The 20,690-nt window shown below is 42.9% G+C and carries 18 protein-coding genes; 15 read left to right on the top strand and 3 right to left on the bottom strand.

Translation table 11 applies throughout. The features are described 5' to 3' along the window. A partial coding sequence (locus tag GQS54_RS11980; RefSeq protein ID WP_240919919.1) for a tetratricopeptide repeat-containing sulfotransferase family protein occupies positions 1-1,482 on the top strand: 1,482 nt, incomplete at its 5' end. Between the two features lie 198 nt (positions 1,483-1,680). Further along, complete coding sequence (locus GQS54_RS11975) at positions 1,681-2,367, top strand: pseudouridine synthase (RefSeq protein ID WP_166424219.1); 687 nt, start codon at positions 1,681-1,683, stop codon at positions 2,365-2,367. A 72-nt stretch (positions 2,368-2,439) separates the two neighbouring features. Here the strand turns inward: GQS54_RS11975 and GQS54_RS11970 are convergent, their stop codons facing one another. Further along, on the bottom strand, positions 2,440-4,125 hold the full coding sequence (locus GQS54_RS11970) for an outer membrane protein assembly factor (RefSeq protein ID WP_166424218.1): 1,686 nt from the start codon (positions 4,123-4,125) through the stop codon (positions 2,440-2,442). Between the two features lie 168 nt (positions 4,126-4,293). Between GQS54_RS11970 and GQS54_RS23525 the strand changes: the two genes are divergently transcribed. The 13 genes from GQS54_RS23525 (at position 4,294) to GQS54_RS11905 (ending at position 16,108) form a co-directional block, all read left to right on the top strand. Next, positions 4,294-4,629 (top strand): Lrp/AsnC family transcriptional regulator, encoded by a 336-nt coding sequence (locus tag GQS54_RS23525; protein ID WP_346766574.1) that lies wholly within the window; start codon positions 4,294-4,296, stop codon positions 4,627-4,629. A 366-nt stretch (positions 4,630-4,995) separates the two neighbouring features. Beyond that, a complete protein-coding gene (locus GQS54_RS11960; protein WP_166424217.1) occupies positions 4,996-6,609 on the top strand; it encodes a methyl-accepting chemotaxis protein in 1,614 nt (537 codons plus the stop codon). Positions 6,610-6,793: 184 nt separating this feature from the next. After that, positions 6,794-7,393: a DUF502 domain-containing protein gene (locus GQS54_RS11955; protein WP_166424216.1), complete on the top strand. Its 600-nt coding sequence runs from the start codon at positions 6,794-6,796 to the stop codon at positions 7,391-7,393. Between the two features lie 361 nt (positions 7,394-7,754). After that, on the top strand, positions 7,755-8,060 hold the full coding sequence (locus GQS54_RS11950; RefSeq protein WP_166424215.1) for a DUF883 domain-containing protein: 306 nt from the start codon (positions 7,755-7,757) through the stop codon (positions 8,058-8,060). A gap of 4 nt (positions 8,061-8,064) precedes the next feature. Continuing rightward, positions 8,065-8,538 (top strand): hypothetical protein, encoded by a 474-nt coding sequence (locus GQS54_RS11945; protein WP_166424214.1) that lies wholly within the window; start codon positions 8,065-8,067, stop codon positions 8,536-8,538. A 54-nt stretch (positions 8,539-8,592) separates the two neighbouring features. Further along, entirely contained in the window at positions 8,593-8,859 is a 267-nt protein-coding gene (locus GQS54_RS11940; protein WP_166424213.1) for a hypothetical protein, read from the top strand. A 490-nt stretch (positions 8,860-9,349) separates the two neighbouring features. Continuing rightward, positions 9,350-11,134 carry a gamma-glutamyltransferase gene (gene ggt / locus GQS54_RS11935; RefSeq protein ID WP_166424212.1) on the top strand — a complete coding sequence of 595 codons (1,785 nt, stop codon included), beginning with the start codon at positions 9,350-9,352 and terminating at the stop codon, positions 11,132-11,134. 127 nt (positions 11,135-11,261) lie between these two features. After that, entirely contained in the window at positions 11,262-12,146 is an 885-nt protein-coding gene (locus GQS54_RS11930; protein ID WP_166424211.1) for an aldo/keto reductase, read from the top strand. A gap of 161 nt (positions 12,147-12,307) precedes the next feature. Further along, on the top strand, positions 12,308-12,511 hold the full coding sequence (gene arfA / locus GQS54_RS11925) for an alternative ribosome rescue factor ArfA (RefSeq protein ID WP_166424210.1): 204 nt from the start codon (positions 12,308-12,310) through the stop codon (positions 12,509-12,511). Positions 12,512-13,017: 506 nt separating this feature from the next. Then, positions 13,018-13,827, top strand: a complete 810-nt coding sequence (locus tag GQS54_RS11920; protein WP_166424209.1) for a PaaX family transcriptional regulator C-terminal domain-containing protein — start codon at positions 13,018-13,020, stop codon at positions 13,825-13,827. Between the two features lie 18 nt (positions 13,828-13,845). Then, on the top strand, positions 13,846-14,742 hold the full coding sequence (locus tag GQS54_RS11915) for a fatty acid desaturase family protein (RefSeq protein ID WP_166424208.1): 897 nt from the start codon (positions 13,846-13,848) through the stop codon (positions 14,740-14,742). 365 nt (positions 14,743-15,107) lie between these two features. Next, positions 15,108-15,755, top strand: a complete 648-nt coding sequence (locus GQS54_RS11910; protein ID WP_166424207.1) for a CatA-like O-acetyltransferase — start codon at positions 15,108-15,110, stop codon at positions 15,753-15,755. An 80-nt stretch (positions 15,756-15,835) separates the two neighbouring features. Beyond that, on the top strand, positions 15,836-16,108 hold the full coding sequence (locus GQS54_RS11905; RefSeq protein WP_205967733.1) for a hypothetical protein: 273 nt from the start codon (positions 15,836-15,838) through the stop codon (positions 16,106-16,108). A gap of 167 nt (positions 16,109-16,275) precedes the next feature. Here GQS54_RS11905 and GQS54_RS11900 read toward each other — a convergent pair whose 3' ends face one another. Both GQS54_RS11900 and GQS54_RS11895 read right to left on the bottom strand, forming a co-directional pair. After that, positions 16,276-18,168 carry a diguanylate cyclase gene (locus GQS54_RS11900; RefSeq protein ID WP_166424206.1) on the bottom strand — a complete coding sequence of 631 codons (1,893 nt, stop codon included), beginning with the start codon at positions 18,166-18,168 and terminating at the stop codon, positions 16,276-16,278. A 473-nt stretch (positions 18,169-18,641) separates the two neighbouring features. Beyond that, positions 18,642-20,639: a serine hydrolase domain-containing protein gene (locus GQS54_RS11895; RefSeq protein ID WP_166424205.1), complete on the bottom strand. Its 1,998-nt coding sequence runs from the start codon at positions 20,637-20,639 to the stop codon at positions 18,642-18,644. Positions 20,640-20,690: the final 51 nt, after the last annotated feature.

Genomic DNA, 20,690 nt, shown 5'->3' with positions numbered 1-20,690 from the left:
GATCCATCGCACAGCGACGCCTACTTTTTGTTAGCTATGGTTAATATCGAAGTGGGACAAATTGCAAAAGCGATAAAGTTGCTAGAAAAAGCGTTATCTCTTTCTACTCATGTAGAGTACTGGGTTTATCTTGCGAAATGCTACTCCCTGAGGGGGGAAGCACAGTCTGTGATCCATGCCGCAGAACAGGCCCCTCTGTTGCAAGTGAATAGTCCATTAGCACTCGATACCCTTGGTGTTGCCCTAAGTCGCGTGGGGCTGCATGAAAAAGCATTGCAGTATTTCGGTAAAGCCTTACTTGTGGACAAAGACAATGCACAGTTTTGTTATAACTTTGCTGTTTCCAGTAAGTTTGCTGGCCAGTTTGCTACTGCCAGGGTCTATTTTGAACGGGCAATCACTTTAGCCCCTGATTATCATCAAGCACATTTCGCCCTGTCGGATCTCGGTGGTGTATCAGCACAGGACAACCATGTCGCACGATTACAAACAGCCGCTAAACGCACCAAGCACGTAGATGCATCCCTACATATCGCTCATGCGCTAGCCAAAGAATACGAGGCACTTGGACAATATCCTCGTGCTTTTGAGAGCTTAGATGCGGCAAAACGCGACAAGCTCAACAGTTTGACATACACCTTTCATGACGACGAAATGCTTTTCGACAGTGTGCAACAAACCCAGTTAAGCGCGCCGACCAACAAAGAAATGGCAGCAGGGCATGCTAGCAACCAGCCTATATTTGTGTTGGGTATGCCACGTTCAGGGACGACCCTCGTCGAGCGAATTCTGAGCAATCACAGTGACGTATTATCTGCAGGTGAATTGCAGGATTTTGGTGTTGCAGTGAAAGAGCTATCAGGGACGTCGTCTCCTCACGTGCTAGACGTTGCAACGTTGCAAAAGGCAATGTTGTTACCTCCTGTGCAAATAGCCGAGCGTTATCTTGAGCGAACACTAGCCGTGGTAGGGAATACACCACGCTTCGTTGATAAATTGCCCTTTAACTTTTTTTATATCGGTTTAATACGAAGAGCATTCCCGAATGCTAAGATCGTCTGCTTGTTGCGTAACCCTATGGATACCTGCATAGGCAATTATCGCCAGCTTTTTTCACTTAACAGTCCATATTATGCTTATGCCTACGATTTAGAGAATATCGGACGGTTTTACGCTCGCTTTCATCATTTAGCCCATCAATGGCAGACCCAAAACACGCCTAATTTTATGTTACTCAACTATGAGCAACTTGTACGGGAACCGCAAAAGAATATTGAATGTTTACTGGATTTTTGTGACTTACCTTGGCAACCCCAATGCTTGCATGTGGAACGGAATCAAGCGCCGGTGTCTACTGCGAGCAAGGTACAAGTGCGGGAACCCATAAACCAGAAGTCTATTGGTAATTGGCGTAAATATCAGCCCTATACAGAGGTCTTACAGGCTTTGTTTAAACGTGAGCAGATAAATATTGAGACCTAAAGTAACAAGGTGTCCTACGCTCAGACCTTCTACTTGGCTGTTCAGCTAAACATTGATCATACCTAATTAATTTGCATTCGTTGACTGTGGTTTGGTATTGCCTATCTGTGTGGCATAATCAGCGCCGCAAAAATAGTCCTCACTTTTGATAATATTGTCAGCGTTATTTACCCTATCCCCTCAACCATTGGAATATATATGCCTGCTGTTAAACGTCTCGACCAACTACTGAGTAATTTAGGTTATTGCAGTCGCAGAGAAGCGCGTTATTTGCTCAAAGACAAACGCGTTCGTGTGGCAGGGGAAATTGCCAAGAGCCCATCGCAAAAAGTAGACCCTGCAAACGTGCTGGTGGACGCAGAGCCATTGGACATGCCTGAAGGTATTTTGGTTATGCTCAACAAACCTTTAGGGTATGTGTGCAGTCACGATAACAACGAAGGTATGCGTATTTATGACTTATTGCCACCTCGCTGGGAGTCTCGCAACCCTAAAATCGTCAGTGTTGGGCGTTTAGACAAAGACACCACAGGGCTGATATTAATCACAGACGATACCAAATTAGTACATAAGCTTACGTCACCTAAACATCACGTTAATAAACTTTACGTCGTCCACGTGGATAGACCATTGCAGCAAAGTATTGTTGATGAGTTTGCCAAAGGCGTAATTTTAGGGGATGGTGAGGAGCAATGTTTACCCGCTAAAATCGAAATAGTCGAAGAAAATGTGGCTAATGTGACGCTAAATGAAGGTAAATACCATCAAGTTAGAAGAATGTTCGCAGCCTGTGGTTATCACGTTGATGCGCTACACCGAGCGCAGTTTGGCGAATACAGTTTAGGTGATTTAGCTGAAGGCGAATGGCGGGCGTTAACGCTTTAAGCTAAATACGCGCTTTACTTATGGGAATGTTAGCCAAACTTGATGAAGATAAATAGCGCGACGTGATGAACGTTAAAAGCTATTTTTAACCTGTAGGCGCCATTCCCAACTATCGACGAATTCAGAGTTAACTAAAGGCTTCGCGATATCGATGTGAATGACATTGCGATGGCTTGAGCGACTGGCGTAGATACGCGCGCCGATACCGACACTCGATAGTATCGAGTCGGAGTCATTCAGCCTCGCTTCGTCCCCGCCCCAAGCGCGGCCTACATCGGCAAAGGCGACCATGCCCACATCGAATAATTTATAGATATTGTATTTTGGATAGACGCGTACTTCTGCATTGAGTAAGGCACTATGTTCACCGTGTTGATATTGCAACGGGTAACCACGTGCTCCCGTGTCGCCACCTATTACCACAGGTTGATCGAGAAATTGCTGAGCAGATGTCACCAGACTTTGCTTGCTATACAGTGACCACGTGTCGTCGAGTCGGTAGAAATGCTCGGCGCTAACGGCGATCTTCAATTGATTCTGATCATTGCCATCAAATACACTCTGTCCTTGGGCGGATAACAACAGCAAATAATCTTGCCACTGATACCCTTTATCACTGCTAAAGTCCAAATGAAACAAGCGAGAATCCGTTTGTTGAGTGTTCATATCGATCCCAAAACGCACACTATGATGCCAACCTAAGTTCACATCCTCGTTTTGCCCAATGAGATAAACATTCGACATCACTTTGAATTCGGCTTGGCGGTACTCGAGCCCCAGCCAAGGGTAAATATAGTCTCGGTCGACCGGTAAAAAGAGTGAGTCCTGTGCAGTTTGTTCAAACTCAGGTAAGGTAAAACGCGTACGATCCTTGGTGATACCAGCCGTTAAGCGCAGCACGTTTCCGTATTTATCAGCCTTTAGGTTGTTATCAAGTAGCCAACCGTAAGTAAATTGTTGGAAATCGTGATCCAGCGCAAACCGGTTGCGGGTTTCACCATTTTGGTACAGACGCTCGGTTCGTTGATCCGTTTCATAATGTATATTGAACATATTCTGGGTTGAGCTTTGATAAAACGGATCATCGAGAATTAACTGCACCATCTGACCATCGTCATTGTCCATAAAACGGGTAGAGATAGTCGCGTGAGACAGATAAGGAACGGGGGATCTAAAATCAACTTGATAGCCTGAGCGCTGATCATCTTTTTTGTAGCGCACTGTGGTGCGTATTCCTGTGCCTAAAACGTTGTCTTCCTCAAAGCCTAGGGCTAATTTGTTTTCTCCCCCCTTGCGGCCAAAACTAAAGGTCGGTAGCAAAGACCAGTTATCCCAGGTGGTCACATCGACCTGAGTATTGCCATCGCAATCCCGCTCAGCGGTTACACTCGCATCTCTGAGGTAGCTTTCACTGCGCAATATACGTTCTGCTTCGGCGAGTTCGTATGCAGTGATCTCTTCCCCTGATTTAAAAGGTAATAGGCGTTTTACCACACTTACTTGGGTGTCATAGTGCATCCAGTTGGCAAACCTGTGTATTGCCACCGTGTCATCTGCGCTTTCGTCAAAGATTGGCTGCGTATCAATGTTGATGGTTCGTGCAATGAGTTGGGGCTCAATCTGTGATTTTTGTACATATGACTCGCTGTCTGTTGCGAAAAGTGCAATGCACCCGGCTTGTGTCAATGTAGCGGCATGTGATGTGCTCCAAGGGGAAAGAGCAATAAAGCCAGCGAGTGGTAGATAAGCATTTTTCATTTACGATTTGGTACACCTAATAACAGCAGCCATGGTGGCGCAATATCCTGTTGTCATATTGCGGAGCACACTTTGTTAACACCATAATGCGCGTCGATTATTAAGGTTTACTTAATCTGTTCTTTGTATTTACAAGCCGATTTAACCAATATTGAATTAGCGGAAAAAGTGAGTCTATCCACGAGTGCGTGTTTTCGACGGGTTAAAGCGTTAAAGGAAGCAAGCTATTTTAGAGCGTCCCATGCTGACGTTGATTTAGAGCAGCTGTGTGAATATGTATTTGCCTATATAGAATTTACCTCTGATAACAATAGCGCAGCAATGCGGCGCAAATTTGCTGACGTTATTAAAGATATGCCGCATATCATGGATTGCATGCAGCTCAGCGGGGATGTGGATTATATATCGTTTAGTTGTTTTCCCGATATCAAAGCCTTGAACGAGGCATGTACGGCGTTAAGCGACAATCCCAATTTATCTTTTAATTTATTAAAACACGCATAGTGCTAGATAGAGCAAAATGGTTTTTAGGCTACCCTTTGGCCCACTTTAAGTGGATTGACGACACAAATCACGATTAACGAACTACTATCATTATAAAATAGGGTTAAACCAAGAATCAAAATTGTATTTACCGCTCGTGTGCTCGTGACAGGCTACTGCCCAATGCCCAATGCCCAATGCCTAAGTAAAGGGACATTATATTTGGCTTAAACAACTTTATTCATAAAATATTAAATTGGGGCGATATATAATTATCAAGTGTGTGGATTGTGTTAACAATACTGGGTATCAGAAACGAGTTAACCCTTTCTACCGATAAATCGGAATAACTTTCTGTTAATTCAATAGGATAAGATGCTGTTTACTATGAGAAAACTAAGTTCAAAAATATTCAGTGTACTGATGGTGTTTGTCGTCGTCCTTGGTTTGATTGCAGCATTAACAATCAATAATCTCAGTTCTCATATGACGCAATATAGTGAATTGTTAGAGCGGGACGTCAAAGCAACATTGCTTATCGACACCGTGAACTTAAATTTCAAACGCCAAGTTCAAGAATGGAAAAACGTTTTGCTGCGAGGCAAAGACAGCGCTAAGCGAGAAAAGTATTGGAACAGTTTCTTAGCTCGTCACCAGGATATTGAGGATTATCTTCAGCAGTTTAAAAGCATCGAGGTGAGCGATGATGTCAGTCAGCAGCTCGCGCTTTTCTCTGCTCAGCATAGCGCCTTACTCCAGCAATATAAAAAAGGCTACCAGAGCTTTATTCAATCAGGTTTTGACCCTTACGCTGGCGATAACGCCGTAGCGGGGATTGACCGCGCTCCCACCAAATTACTTGAAACGCTCAGTGCACAAATTAACAAACATGTTGTCGCCCAGAATAAGTACCAAAACGCACAAGTGACTCGTTCGCTCTGGTGGGGCAGTGTCAGTTTGCTAGTAACCTTGTTAATAGGCGCTGGGATTCTACTTTGGGCCATTAAAGTCATAGTCACTACGCCACTGCGTCAGCTTAGCCGTCATATTTATTACGTGAGTCTAGGACGCCTCGAAAACCCTTTATTTTTTGCGCGCAAAGATGAAATAGGCAAAATGGCGCAGTCGATTGAGACTTTACGCACCGATTTACTCGAAATTCATTCAGGATTAGACTCGACCCAACAAGATTTAAACCGAGTTTGTTCAAGTTTGGTCGACAGTGCAGGTGCCATTAGCCAAGGTGTAACCGATCAAAATAATGGAACTGTAAGCGTACAAAATGCAGTGCAACAATTGTCGCAAGTGGCACAAAGCATTGCTGGTTTTGTGCAAAATGCAACGGACTCTGCAGCCCAAGCCAGTCAATCTGCAGTCACCAGCATTCACGTGATGCAAGAAACCATAGAAAACATATCAAGTTCCTCTCAGCAAATAGAAGACACCGCTAACGTCATTGCTGATTTGAATGAAGATGCCCGTAAAATTGGCTCAGTATTGGATGTTATTCAAGGAATTGCCCAGCAAACTAATTTACTGGCATTGAATGCGGCTATAGAAGCCGCGCGCGCTGGCGAGCATGGCAGAGGGTTTGCGGTGGTTGCGGACGAAGTGCGTAGCTTGGCGGCAAAGACCCAGCAATCAACTGAAGAAATTCAGCAAATGATCGCCAATGTGCAAAAGGGCACAGCTGATGCCGTCAACGCTATTAGCCAAGGCCACGAACAGACTAAGTCTAGTGTAGATAAGGTATTAGAGGCTGATGGCAACTTAAAAGCAGTGACCAGCGCGATAGAAGGAATTACCCAAGTGAATCAGCAAATAGTAGATGCTGTTTCTGAGCAAACTGATGTGACAGAGCAGATTTTAAATCACTTGAATGCGCTTAGTCAGGTAGCTAAATTAAATGGAAAACATGCCCAGTCGTGTGATGAAGATAATTTAACGTTAATGGATGTGAAAGATCGCATGGCAACCATTATTCAAAAATTTGTTCAGTAATTTGTTTAGTAATTAAAGGGATTCATCGGCCCCTCCATTCGCGAGTTAAATAAAGATTATAAATCCGCCATGCGGGAACTGCTAACTTGCTTGTAAAACGTGATAAAATCCCTTCAAATCAATGAAATATTGCAGATTCATTGCGTTGAATGACTGCTTCTGTGACCTCCGCTGAGATAGATTAATGCTTAAAAAAATAATGCTGCTGGTGGTTCAAGGACTGCTCGCAGTAATCCCTATTACCTTGACTCTGTACGCACTGTACTGGCTTGTTACCACGGTTGAAATGGCGTTGACTCCTATTATACCTGCCCAATGGTACTTCCCCGGTATGGGCTTAGTTACGGGGATCGTGTTGTTATTTTTTGCCGGACTGTTGGTCAATGCCTACGTCATTAGGGTTTTATTGCACTGGGGAGAGCTTATATTCGAGCGTATTCCATTGGTTAAAACATTCTATGGTGCTATCCAAGACGCGGTTAATTTAATCAACGTTGGCAAGCAGCAAAAAATGCAAAGTGTGGTGTCGGTTCAAATTAGCGACAGTATTCATCTTATCGGTTTTGTTACCAATCAAGATGGTGGCAAAAGCCTGTTTAAGGACGCTGAAAAAATTGGCGTGTATATTCCCCTGAGTTATCAAATAGGGGGGTACACCCTATATATCGACCGAAGCAAAGTCACTTCGCTGGATATTGATGTTGAAACAGCCATGCGTGTCGCATTGACGGGCGGCGCACAATCTAAAAATGAATTTCAACAGCGCAAGAGCAAAACCAAGTGATTTTGGCGCCTTAGTTTGGGCAATGCACTGGATTAGAGTAAATGTCTCTAAAAGCATGCAGATTGGCGTGCTTTTATACCCAAACGAATGCATTGCTTATTGTTCGTAATAATTGCATAGCCAGTGCAATTAATTCCCACTATGCCTTACCGAAGCGCTACCCACTTATAAACTTAATCGTCCTGTAAGCCTTGTTGTGCATACTATTATTGATTAAATATCACTGTGGCACATCCATTGCTTCTATCCTGGTAACAACCCAGCAAGATAACGTTTTTAGCTGAGTTAGAAAATTTTTAAGCTAACTAGGTGTGACTCAATTATTTGATAATCATCACCACAATATCGTAAGGGGATTACCATGGAAAATGCAAAAACAGCGTCATCTAATACTACTGCGAAACAAGATTCACCTATTTCCAAGCGAGCTCAAGAAGCTCTGCATGAATCAGTAGATGCAGTAGCCGATAAAGCTTCAAAAGCAGAACGTTCGGTACGTGAAACAGCTCATCGTTCGGCTGAATCACTAGGCGAAACTCAAGACAAGATTGTTAAGCAGTGGAATGGCTCAGAAGTGCGTCGATTTGCTTCTGAAAATCCAGTAGCGACAGTGGGAATCGCGTTCACTGCTGGCATGCTATTGTCTTCTTTGCTTCGTAGACGTTAATACAGTGAATACGCCAAACCCAGATCAGGCAAGAGATGCAAGCAGCGATGCCGAAGCGGTCGATCTTATACAGGAAATGATGGGGGCCGCAGCGGATGCAGGCAAGCGTTATCAGCGCCAGTTCTCGCTGGCAAAAACACTAATGGGTCGCGAGTGGAAATTGTCTGCTCGCGCTCTGTTGCTCGTAATGACAGGAGTACTGTTGTTGACTGCCGTTGGAGCAACCTTATGGTTGACCCTTAATGCAATGCTTGCACTAGGGTTAGTCCAATTAGGTTTGCACTGGGCATGGGTGGGAAGCTGTATTTTATTGCTCAACAGTTTGGTGTTGTGGGGGCTAATTGCCACCATACGTGCATTGTTAAGGCACATCAGCTTTAGTCGCGCATGGGATGCACTTACGTTATCTAGCAATGTAAATAGTGCTACAAAACCTGAACACCCCAGACAAACATCGAGTGCGACAGGTGCTAGCTAGCCCTCAGCCTGTTTTATCGAAAGGTAAGCCTTTTTTATTGAAAGGAGTGTGTCCGTGTTGAATCGTATAACGATGAGCAGATTATTGCTCGGTCGACGTTTAACAGACGTCGAAAGTATTGAACGCAAAGCGTACGAAAATCAACAGATGATTTTAGCGCGCAAAGAACAGATAACCAGTGCCGGTCGAGAACTATGTAGACTACCGATGGCACCGGCAGCAGGATTTGCCGCAGGCGGAATAACTGGCATGCTTAGCGATAGCAAGCCTTCTACGGTGCCGCTTATTATGCGCATCGTTAGTTTAGCTAAGCTGATTTAGCTGCCCAAATTTAAGGTATAACGGATTCAGGATTGACACCTGATCATGTTGTAATGGTTTCTAGGAGTCACCCAACTCACCCCAGGCAATATTCCTCTGCCGCTTTTTGGTGACTCCTTTTTTATTTATGCAATTAAATTGACCTTACGCTCATGTACGTAAAGCGTGGGTCAGCTCGATGCCAGTCAAATTGGTAAGAGTAATCTAATACATCTGAAACCATCTAATTCAACGTTTTCAAGATACGCAATTCACGAAAGAAAACGGATTCTTTACGCTAATTCGACTCATCACTCTATTTATGTTTTAGCGAGATGTGGCATATAAGTATTTCAACCTAGTCGTGCATTGATACGGCTCGCGATAAATCGCCAGAATTACAGAATTACAGAATTACAGAATTACAGAAGGACAGGCTTACACTTTTTGCTTTTTTATTTTTACCTGACTTTGATAATGTGATGCGATTGACCATCAATAGGAATACTAAATGAAAAATAAAACATACTTCCTGAAAGGGTTACTTCTAGCCCTATCGGTAGTGGGCTCACTTTTTTCGATACAAAGCTACGGGGCATCTTTACCCCCCGTTGAAGCGGAAAATGGCATGGTGGTTTCTTCACAGCGCTTTGCATCCCAAGCCGGTATAGAAATTATGAAAATGGGCGGTAACGCCATCGATGCTGCTGTAGCGGTAGGTTACGCACAAGCGGTTGTCAATCCATGCTGTGGGAACATAGGCGGCGGAGGGTTTATGACCTTACATTTGGCTAATGGCAACGATCATTTCATTGATTTTCGCGAAATGGCACCTGCCGCAGCCAGTGCTACAATGTACCAAGATCAAGATGGAAACCTTATTCCCAAGGCCAGTACCATGGGGTGGGGAGCAGTCGGAGTACCCGGCACTGTGAAAGGAATGGAGTTAGCCTTGACGCGCTTTGGGTCAGGTAAATTAACGCGTGCACAGATTATGGCCCCTGCAATAAAGCTTGCAGACCAAGGGTTTATATTAACCCGTGGCGATACGGATGTTATTGATACCAGTTTAGGTAAAATGCGCGGTGACGAGCAAGCAAAAAAAATCTTTTTACGCGCAGATGGTAGCCCGCTGCAACCGGGTGACAGGCTGACTCAAAAGGCATTAGCTGTCACGTTACAATCGATCGCTAAAAATGGACCTGATGCTTTTTATAAGGGCGATTTACCGAAAACGATTGAAAAAGCCTCCCGGGCTAATGGTGGTTATTTAACAGCAATGGATTTTGCAAACTACACAGCGAAAGAACGTACGCCCATAAAATGTTCCTATCGGGGTTACGACTTTATTTCTGCTCCACCGCCAAGCTCTGGTGGCACGACTATGTGCCAAATCCTCAATATATTGGAAGGCTATGACATGAGTTCGATGGGCTATGGCTCGTCTGATGCAATACATTACACCGTTGAAGCCATGCGCCACGCGTTTGTTGATCGCAATAGTTTGTTAGGCGACCCAGACTTTGTTGAGGTACCCGTTGAAAAGTTACTAAGTAAAGAGTACGCAGCTGAAATTCGTAAGCAAATCGATCCGGTTAACGCCACACCATCAAGTGAATTGGCGGCGGGTGTTTCTCCTCACGAGAAACCGCAAACCACCCATTACTCCGTTATCGATAAAAACGGTAATGCCGTTTCAACCACTTACACCATTAACGGTCGTTTTGGTGGTGGCGTTATGGCCCCTGGAGCGGGATTTTGGTTAAACGACGAAATGGATGACTTCACATCTAAAATTGGTAGTAAGAATATGTTTGGCTTGGTGCAAGGCAAGAATAATGCGATAGCCCCGGGTAAACGTCCCCTTTCTTCTATGTCACCGACTATAGTGACCAAAAATGACCAACCTTTCTTAGTTCTCGGCTCACCAGGGGGGTCATTAATTATCACCATTACCCTCAACACGGTTATGAATATCATCGACTACGGGATGAATTTACAAGAAGCTGTGAATGCCCCGCGAATTCATCAACAATGGTTACCCGATATTGTTATGTATGAAAAAAGAGGAATATCTCCCGACACTCTGAAAATTCTCGAATCACGGGGTTACACAATGTTAGAAAGAGGCACATGGGGCGCCGCTGAAGCCATTATGGTCGGGCTACCAGATATGGAGCAAGAAGAAGAAAAATCTAATGTCAGCGACGCAGGTGTATCAGGTAAGGTGCGCAGTGGACTTTATTACGGAGCTAACGATGCTCGGCGCCCGCAAGGCGCGGCAATAGGTTACTAAACGCTATTTACCCTCTTAACAATTAATCAGCCCGTAATAACAACACGGGCTCAGTTTATGTGCTCCATCATAGCTTGAATGTATATGCAGCGACCGCATATCTAGTTTGATAACAGGAGGATAATTTATGCAGCATGAAATCGTATTAAAAGACGGTACTCACTTTCCCGCACTGGGTTTTGGTACTTGCGCTATAGGTGGGTGGCAACAAGACGACGACTATGTCGTCGACACCATACTCAAAGCTATTAAAGCCGGATACCGTCATATCGATACAGCCTCGCTCTATGGTAACGAGCGTAGTGTGGGTAAAGCCATTAAAGCATCGGGTATACCAAGAGAAGAATTCTTTGTAGTAAGTAAAGTATGGGATACCGAGCAAGGCTACGACGAAACCCTTAAAGCTTTTGATGCGAGCCTTAAACGCTTAGACATGGATTATATTGATTTATATTTAATTCATTGGCCTAATCCGGCTAAAACTCAAGCTACATGGCAGGCGTTAGAACACCTTCATGGGCAGGGTAAAGTGCGTCAGTTAGGCTTGTCTAATTTTAGACAATCAGACATAGAGCAATTGTTGTCTTTTGCCAAAGTAAAACCGGTTTACAACCAATTGGAGCTGCACCCGTATTTAACACAGCAAACGTTATGTGAAGTATGTGATAAACATGATATTTACGTTTCGTGCTGGTCGCCACTTGGTTCAGGCACGTGGAGCGGGGTAGCCACCAGTGAAAAACCAATAGCGGATCCTGCGATTCTGGCAATCGCTGAAAAACATGGGGTCAGTGCAGGGCAAGTAATTTTAAAGTGGGATTTACAGCAAGGGCGTATCGCTATCCCTAAAGCTGAAAGTGACAAAAATATTAAAGCTAATCTTGAATTAGACACATTTGAACTCAGTGCGAAAGAGATAAATGCAATTGATCAACTTAACCGTGAACATCGATACGGAGGCGACCCAGATACAGCCTATGCAGGCAATATGAAAATGAAAGTACCTGACTAATATTCTTAAAGCAGACTAATATAATCGCGCATTTATGCCGACCCTAAAACAACTCTGTGGGTTGTAATATCGTTATCATAGATGCGTAATACAGTGATATAATCAACCGCCCTAACTAGGGGCATTACTAAATAAAACGATATAACCTTAAAGGAAAAATAATGCGTAAACAGAAAAGTACACTGGCGAAAACCCAAGTGGGTGAAACCGATTTAGGGCGAGGAAGAATTAAAGATAATTTTTTAGCCGCCGTCGTGACATCAAAGCTTTATAAGATGCAGGTAGTGCAAGCCAAAAAAGGCAAAGGTTCTTACCAGCGCAAAGCAAAAAATATAAGACAAGAGTCTTATTTAATAGCGGCTTAAGTATTTTTGAGCCACTATTACATAACACTTTTAACATAGGTTAATTCACCCATCAGCGATGGCTAAATGGTGTAAAGGTCGCTTTGGCAAATGATTGCTCAGACTGACGTCCTTATTAACAGGCGGCCCAAGTTACACCACGTTTTCTAGATCCCTATCATAGGGGCTATGCCATAGGGGCTGTACCACAGGCCCAGTACCACAGGCCTTTTTGTTATTGTTTTTCATACCTGCTTTAGACCGTTTATGTCGTGTTGAAATCCACAATCGCAACTTTTTCTCGCCTAGTTTTTCACCTTTATTGTTAACTATCTTAGCGCCCCAGGCGCAATCGCTATACTCGACAAATCGTATTTCCCCGCATTTCTGTGATTTGCGAATACGCTGCGCCGTGCGTTCGATGCTTACTACCGAACTAGGGTATTTATCGGTGTTACGTTAATTTGCATAAAATGTAATTTATGGTAATAATAAGGTGGTTATTATTACTAAATCGAGCAAGCGCAATGCTTAAAAAACACCAAATAACACCCAAGACCATTATCCTTGATGTACTGCGATTAACCCGTAGTGGCTATTGCCAAGCGGCTAAGCTCATCGCGGTAGGGGAGTTATTCGACTTTAAGGCAAGCACTATGCGAGTGGCCTTAACGCGTCTTTTGACAGCGGGTAAAATAGAAACAGACGGTAGCAGTGGATACCGCATGAACGGCAATACTGATTTACTCAATGATTACATTGAGCAATGGAAATTAGGCGATTTACGGCGCAAACAATGGCAAAGAGACGATTGGTTAATGGTTCTTTTGTCGAGTAATCCTGATCGAGCTATTCGCTCGTTGAGCCAAAATACGTTGCAATTCTTCGGTTTTCGCAAGGCGCAAAATAAAGTATGGATACGTCCGAATAATTTACTACCGGATTTGAGTGACTTACGCACCTTGTATCAGCTGGTTGGCCTTGAGTCAGAAGCGTTAGTCTTTAAGGCTGCGGATATTCCAAATCCCGAACAATTCATATGGGAAAGTACTTTATGGAATACCCAAGAACTGCAATCCATGTACGAACAACAGCTAAGTAAACTGAATAAAAGCAGAGCCCGCCTTGATAACTTAAAGGTGAAAGAAGCCCTGCGAGAGAGTTTTATGCTAGGGGGCGAGACGATAAGCTTATTGGTTAAAGATCCCTTGCTACCGGATGAAATGTTTTGTACCCCCAAGCGTGAACAGTTGCGCCATGCCATGTGTGACTACGATGCTTGTGGGCAGAAAATTTGGGCTCAATTTATGGGTGAGTCGACCGTGATCAACGTTTAGTAGAACAAGGATAATCTGATGAAAGCACATGACATATTTACCAGAGCTGAATTGGTCCAATTGATGACTAAAAGTGACTTGCGAGCTACGCTATTAGTCGTTAGTTGTTGGGCATGGGTTATAGCTGCTATGACGCTTGTGGCTATATGGCCAAACGTTGTCACGGTAGTTATTGCGTTACTTATTATTGGTGGTCGGCAATTGAGCTTCGCTATTCTAATGCATGATTGCGGTCACAACAGTCTTTTCAATTCAACTGTGCTCAACCAGCTTGTTGGTACTTGGCTGGTATCTGCTCCCGTATTCACTGATATGAAAACCTACTCACGTCAGCACACTCTTCACCATAAAGACGTTGGCAGCACTAATGATCCTGATCTAGCCAACTATGCCGCTTACCCTATTAGTAAGGCATCATTGCGACGTAAAGTGCTGCGTGATCTTATGGGCAGAACGGCCTTAAAGTATTGGTTTTATATATTGAAAACTCGCAGTTCGTCGCAAAATAGTACGGTGACCAATCGTGCTTTATTCAGAGGGATAGCGGTTAATTTCGCGTTGTTCTTATGCTGTTATGCGCTTAACGTAGCATGGATATATCTACTTTGGTTGGTCGCCTATAGTACAACATACTTTCTATTTTTACGCATTCGTCACGTGGGCGAGCACGCTGGCGTACCGAACTCGAATAGTCCTAATATGTTTGAAAATACCCGCACCACGCTATCAAGCTGGTGGGAACGATTATTGGTCTGTCCTGTATACGTTAATTACCACATTGAACATCATTTACTGCCCACCGCACCCCCTTACAATCTGGCCTTAATGCATAAATGGCTGGTAGCCAAGAACGCCTATAAAGATACGCCTTTGCCCTCAAGTTATATTACGATGCTACGTGGGGTGCTAAATTAACTCCATGGGGCAAAATGATTAGCTAGCCAAAATCTAACCCATTAAAGATGCGTGGCAAAGGTGCAGTGATGTTGAGTAGAATAACGTTCTTTATGTGAAAGACGCCGTTATGGCTTTACTGATAATTTCTACTATTCACTCTCTCTGAAATAATGCGAGCGGATGCTTATACTATGTTAATGCCCTTTATTTTGGGTCTCTAGTTGCAAAATAGGATGTGTTCTCGAAGCAATAATAACGGAATAATTAAAATAATGGCTCCTGAGCGCTGACTCACAATTTTGCTGAAGCTTTTATATCGACGTGGCTTGATCTACGAAATTGTGTGATTATTATTCGATAACCTTTATAAAAGTGAATCACTTTTGAGCAGCATTGAAAAAATAGATTTAAGTACTTGGTATAGAAGAGAACATTTTGAATTTTATAAGACGTTCAAACACCCCTTCTTCAATGTATGTGCGACTGTTGATGTGGCTAAAACACTCAAGTACTGTAATGAAAATCAGCTATCTTTTTTCATTTGTTCTTTATTTATTCTCGGATACAGTGCTAATCAAATAGCACCATTTAGGTATCGCATAAATGGTAATGACGTCGATGTACATGATGATGTTGACATAAGTTGTACTGTATTAAACAAGGATGAAAGTTTTAGCTTTTGTGAATTTGGATGCTGTAATGACTTTGATGTATTTTATCAACAAGCTGAGCAACGACTGACTGATATAAAAAACGACTTTAAAAATTTAACGTCACCAAACAATAAAAAGAATAAAGTATTTTGCTCGGTTTTACCGTGGCTACACTTTACCAGCTTTTCTCATGCTCAAAAACAAAGTGAACATGACTCCATACCAAAAATTGTGATGGGTAAATATAAGAAGAATCACAATGAAATGGCAATGCCTGTATCGGTAGAAGTACATCATGCAATTGTAGATGGTTTACATGTGGCTCAGTATTTCGAGATGCTACAACAGAATTTTAATCATTTTTTCGAGAATAAATAAAGCTGAGTCTTATATATAGGGTCGCTGTGGTCGTCTATTAAATTGCGAAGCATATTTATCCCTAATAACTTTTCGATGGTATGTGCTTTTATGTTTATGGGTGCCGCTTTGCGCAATCGGGTTTTCAGTTATGGGATGAAGTCGAATCTGCTATTTTTCTACAACCAGATATTATTTCCTTGACGCAAACGATGTACATCAGCATCGATATCAATCAAGGCCCAAACTACGGCACCATCATCACTTGGCCAGAGGGTCGTAACCCAGCGTTAGGAGAGCAACTTGTCAATGTGGTATTTGAAGTTGACAGAAATAAAGTAGCGAAAATGTTTGTTGATCTACTAAGTCAGTAGCTCGTGCCTCTGCTTCACCTTTTGATAGTGATATGTTGACTAATAAAAGCAAGATAACGACGTACCTCAAAGTATAGAGCTTTTCATTCCCTGTCTGTGCACTGACCACACACTATTTTTATTACGGGTTTCATATGACTTTCTTCATAACAGCGATATAAAATAAACTAAAGGACCAATTGGTCTTTACCTAAGTCTTTGGCTTCATACATTTTTTGATCGGCACGGTTAATTAAGTTTTGCGGTGTATTATCTACTTCCTTGTTATATGTTGCTACGCCCATCGAGAAGGTGACCTTGTTAAAATCAGGATGTTTTTGCAGTATTAAGTTATTAAATTCATCGCGTATTCGAACAAAAATAGCCGAGATATCCTGTGGGGTAGTATTAGCGAAAACAAATAACCATTCTTCACCGCCATATCGACCGAACATATCATATTGTCTGAGCGTGTTTTTGCATGCTGTGGCAAATGCCACTAGCACCTCGTCGCCCACTTTATGGCCATATTTATCGTTAAGCTTCTTAAAGTTGTCGATATCAGCTATGCCTACCGTCAACGTTTGTTGGGTGCGAATAGATTCTTGAAAACGTAATTCAGCGTACTCTAATATAGCCCGTCGATTTGGCGAGTTGGTCAGATGGTCATTTAATGCCATTGATTTAAAGTGGTTTCGGTTTTTGGTTTGAATAAATAGCATCAAACCTACTGCTAGAAATAACAAGCTGCTAATTCCGGCTATTAACCACCATAACTTCTGCTGAGCTGCATGCTGACTTATCTGCAAATTTTTAAGTTTATTTTCAACCAATAGCGCTTGGTTTTCCCTTTCTTTTAATTTGCTATTAAATCGAATAAGCTGTTTTTCAATCTCTTTTTGCTTTTCTTCTGAACGCACATTATTTGCCAGAGTATAATTCTCAGCCAAGATATCGAATGCTTGTTGAAAATCCTTTTTTGCGTATGCAATATCAGCATCAACTTTATGTAGCGCTATTTGATAAACAGGATCTTTAAGGTTTTTCAAAATAGGACGGCATTGATCGGCTTTTTGTGCAGCAAGGTCCAATTTGTTTAGCGCCAAATACGCTAGCGCTTGCCCTTTAAGTGTTTCAAACAGAGGTAGCGCAGAGCCACTTTGTATAAATATAGGTTCGATTTCGGTGTATAACGCAATGGCGTTTTGCCAGTTTTCTTGCTGTATATCGTAGCTAGCCAATTCTTTTTTCGCCCACGCTACGCCAATGTCATCATTTAATTCAATGCTCAATTGCATTGCTTGCTGCATATGGTTCCTAGCCTCCTTGATATTATCGCTAGTTAAATATGAATGGCTCATATTAAAAAGCACAATTGAGGTGCCAAATTTATTGTTTAACTCATAGGATATAGCGAGGGACTTTTGAAAATATTCAAGCGCAATATCATTATTTCCTAGTGAACTATTTATATTCGCTAAGGTGTTTAGCACTCTACCAACGGCGGATAAATCGTTGGCTAATTGGTACGATTCATAGGCTTTATTAAGAGATAACAGGGCTCCGGTATAATCTAAAGCTTGATACAAGCTGTCGCCAACGTCATGATAAATTTCCCCTGCTAATTGAGGTGATGCGACGGTACTGGCCTTTTCAAGCAAACGGGATTGTTGTTCGAGAATGCCTTCAAACATACCTTTAGAATCTTTAATATTTAAATCAACTAATTCTAAGCGTATTAACATTATCGGCTTATTGAGTTTATTTGCTAACGCCATTAATGGATTAAGTAATTTTTCTGCTTCGTTAAGATCAGTCGTTGAAAGAAGCGATTCTACTCTTAGTGTAGACGCGTAAAGGCAAGCCTGTTGCCAGTTATTTTTCTTACAGCTAGCAATAATAGGAGTAAGTTGTTTAAGTATTTCAAGAGGCGACTCGGTGTCTTTATTGTCGATTAATGTAATCTGCTTTATTAATTGTGCTTCATCGTTGCTAGGGATTTCTTGCGCAACGGCGAAATCGCCAATAAAAAATGACGATAAGATAAGAAAAAAAATGCCTGATATGAATGAATTTTGCATAGTAATTGCGGACTTATTCCTTAAAAAAAGCGAGCAGGCTAACGGGGTTTTACGCACACTAAAAGCCTAATTAGATGCTATATTCCATACGACTTAATGTTTGTTGATGTTAGCTAATTATCTAATTTAATTAATTAAATAGATAACCATCTCGCCTTACCTATTTTATTTTAATGCCCATGCATTTAGTAAAATAACACGTACAGCAAAGAATAATGGCTACACCCAATCAATGCAACACGACTATGGTCATTAACTTTCCCCGTCAATGGTGTGTTTAGCTAAGAGCAACGACTCGCTCCGATAAGAAGCGGTTATAAGCACCTGATAAGATTCGCACCATTGGCAAATGGCCATACGTGAGTACTCAGCTTGCTTAGATCAAGTTATAAGGTGTTGGGAACATAAATGTGTGTGAGGTGTTGAACCTACAAATAACGCCAGGCACGTACCGTATATACTAAGTGTATCGCTTAAGAGTCAGGCTCCGTCAAAACGTATTTATGTTGCGGGGTAATAACACTTAACGTGCGTTTACCGTTTGTCTCTCCAATAAGCAGTTCCAACTGCCCAAGGGTTGCATCACCTGTTGCCACGAGGGATACCGTGCCGTCCGGGTTGATCTTTGAACCTAGGGGACTGCTCCAAGCGCCCGAGTCGAGCATTATCGCGTCATCCATCACGCGAATATCAACGGTTCCAAGTTTGGGGCTATGATACGTTTTAGCCAGCGCTGAGACGACGTCAGGGTCTGCGGGAATGGTCAACAAAGCACGCTCTTTAGCGCGAGCTTGCTCAATACTTTGCTTCGTTGCAGTGACTTGAGCCGCCGCTTTTGATTCACCGTTATAAAGTAGCTCTATTAATTTACGTTCGAAGGGGTCGAATAGTGCCCAGCCTTGATCAGAATTGGTTAGAATTACCGCGCCAACATTGGATTCTGGAATGATGTACATTTGAGACAAATATCCCGCCATTGATCCACCGTGTTTCACAATAGCGATACCATTCATGTCTTTATTTGACAAACCCATACCGTAGGAAGACCCCGCCCCGGTTTCTACAAATGGAGTCCTGCGCTCTAACAATGGTGCCTCAGCAAATAAACGCGTGCCGTTAGGGCTGATACCCGCCGTGAGTTCATTTTGAATATATTTGAGCATATCTGTTGGCGTAGACCAAGCACCTCCTGCGGGACGGTAGGCGGTCATGGTATGATTAAAGCCATCACTTGCTGTCTGTTTGATATCTTCAATTACGCCATCAAAATTTACCGTATAGGGCTTAGCAATATTGCCATTTAATGCTGCTTTGAAGTCGAAGGTGGTATTGCTCATACTCAGGGGCGCAAAAATATACTCTTGCATAGCGCGGTCATAAGCTGCGCCGATTTCCATATTGGGATAAAGCAAATGAGCGGCCACATAACCTGCCGCTGCCGCCATCTGATTATTATATTGATAGATCTCACCAAAGCTACTAGTAGGCTGAGTTCCGGCCAATTCATCGAAGACAGCTATAGCAGGTGTGCTTGCAGTGTTATTAAATACCCATTCAAAATCTTTACGAGGTAAACCCGTGCAGGCACACACTAAATGGCGAATCAATAAACTTTGTGTGGTTTTATCGTCACCCAAGCGAAAGTTTGGATAATGATTAATCACCGGATCGTCCCACCTGATACGTCCCATTTCTACAAGTTTAGCAAGTAGTAAGGTTGTCATACCTTTTGTATTAGAGGCGATAATAAAACGGGTATTCCCGTCAATAGACTCACCCGTTTCTATGTCTTTTACGCCGACACCGCCAGTATATATAAGCGTACCGTTTTGCATTATTCCAATACCAGCACCGGGTATGTCGAGGTTTTCTGCCGCGCTTTCTACAAATGCTAAGAGCTCGTGTAAGATTTCAGGCGTTAAGGTATTGGCTGTGCGCCCTGATAGATCCTCGGTTTGGTATCCCGCGCGGGTTATACTTCGATACAGGGTGCGTGCCGCTGCACTTCGTTTGCTCATGGTGCCTAGATGACCGTCAATTAATAAGACCGTCCACTTCCCTGCGTAATGATGGGGATAGGCGGAGACCAGCCGCTCTTCGGAAGGAGAGGTTTGGTATTCAATCTCCCAGATTGCATCCCATCCGCGGGCAGGCGACTCTTGCGTACTTAGCTTTACCTTACGTGCGAAATTGGCATCTATCGTTTTCCAAGCCATTTTTGCTGCGTGCTGGGCATCTAGCGCATTTGCGATCGGTACGAGAGTGAGTGTGGTATCGCCTTCAGGTGCGGTGTATATAACCGTTTCATTTTTGTTTGACACAGACCAGCCTTTGGGCGCGTCAAAGGTGGGCGTTGTATTTAGGGTGATTTCAACAACGGGAGCTGGTTCAGACTCGTTTTCCGATTTATTAAGTGAACATGCGCTGAGAAGTATGACGGCTGCCAAGCAAACCAATCGAGGGAGTTTCATTTAATTAACCAAATAATATTTTGATAATTAAAAGGCTAGACTACTTGGCGT

Source organism: Paraglaciecola sp. 20A4 (assembly GCF_011378905.1).
Taxonomy (GTDB): domain Bacteria; phylum Pseudomonadota; class Gammaproteobacteria; order Enterobacterales; family Alteromonadaceae; genus Paraglaciecola.
Note: the sequence above shows the minus strand (reverse complement) of the source record. Positions and strands in the feature narration are given on the sequence as shown.

Excerpts from the sequence above, each read along its gene's own strand:
- GQS54_RS11905 (WP_205967733.1), top strand. The coding sequence starts at position 15,836 with ATGTGCTTTTATGTTTATGGGTGCCGCTTTGCGCAATCGGGTTTTCAG.
- GQS54_RS11930 (WP_166424211.1), top strand. The coding sequence starts at position 11,262 with ATGCAGCATGAAATCGTATTAAAAGACGGTACTCACTTTCCCGCACTG.
- GQS54_RS11955 (WP_166424216.1), top strand. The coding sequence starts at position 6,794 with ATGCTTAAAAAAATAATGCTGCTGGTGGTTCAAGGACTGCTCGCAGTA.
- GQS54_RS11920 (WP_166424209.1), top strand. The coding sequence starts at position 13,018 with ATGCTTAAAAAACACCAAATAACACCCAAGACCATTATCCTTGATGTA.
- GQS54_RS11970 (WP_166424218.1), bottom strand. The coding sequence starts at position 4,125 with ATGAAAAATGCTTATCTACCACTCGCTGGCTTTATTGCTCTTTCCCCT.
- arfA (WP_166424210.1), top strand. The coding sequence starts at position 12,308 with ATGCGTAAACAGAAAAGTACACTGGCGAAAACCCAAGTGGGTGAAACC.
- GQS54_RS11900 (WP_166424206.1), bottom strand. The coding sequence starts at position 18,168 with ATGCAAAATTCATTCATATCAGGCATTTTTTTTCTTATCTTATCGTCA.
- GQS54_RS11950 (WP_166424215.1), top strand. The coding sequence starts at position 7,755 with ATGGAAAATGCAAAAACAGCGTCATCTAATACTACTGCGAAACAAGAT.
- GQS54_RS11915 (WP_166424208.1), top strand. The coding sequence starts at position 13,846 with ATGAAAGCACATGACATATTTACCAGAGCTGAATTGGTCCAATTGATG.
- ggt (WP_166424212.1), top strand. The coding sequence starts at position 9,350 with ATGAAAAATAAAACATACTTCCTGAAAGGGTTACTTCTAGCCCTATCG.
- GQS54_RS11975 (WP_166424219.1), top strand. The coding sequence starts at position 1,681 with ATGCCTGCTGTTAAACGTCTCGACCAACTACTGAGTAATTTAGGTTAT.
- GQS54_RS11895 (WP_166424205.1), bottom strand. The coding sequence starts at position 20,639 with ATGAAACTCCCTCGATTGGTTTGCTTGGCAGCCGTCATACTTCTCAGC.
- GQS54_RS11960 (WP_166424217.1), top strand. The coding sequence starts at position 4,996 with ATGAGAAAACTAAGTTCAAAAATATTCAGTGTACTGATGGTGTTTGTC.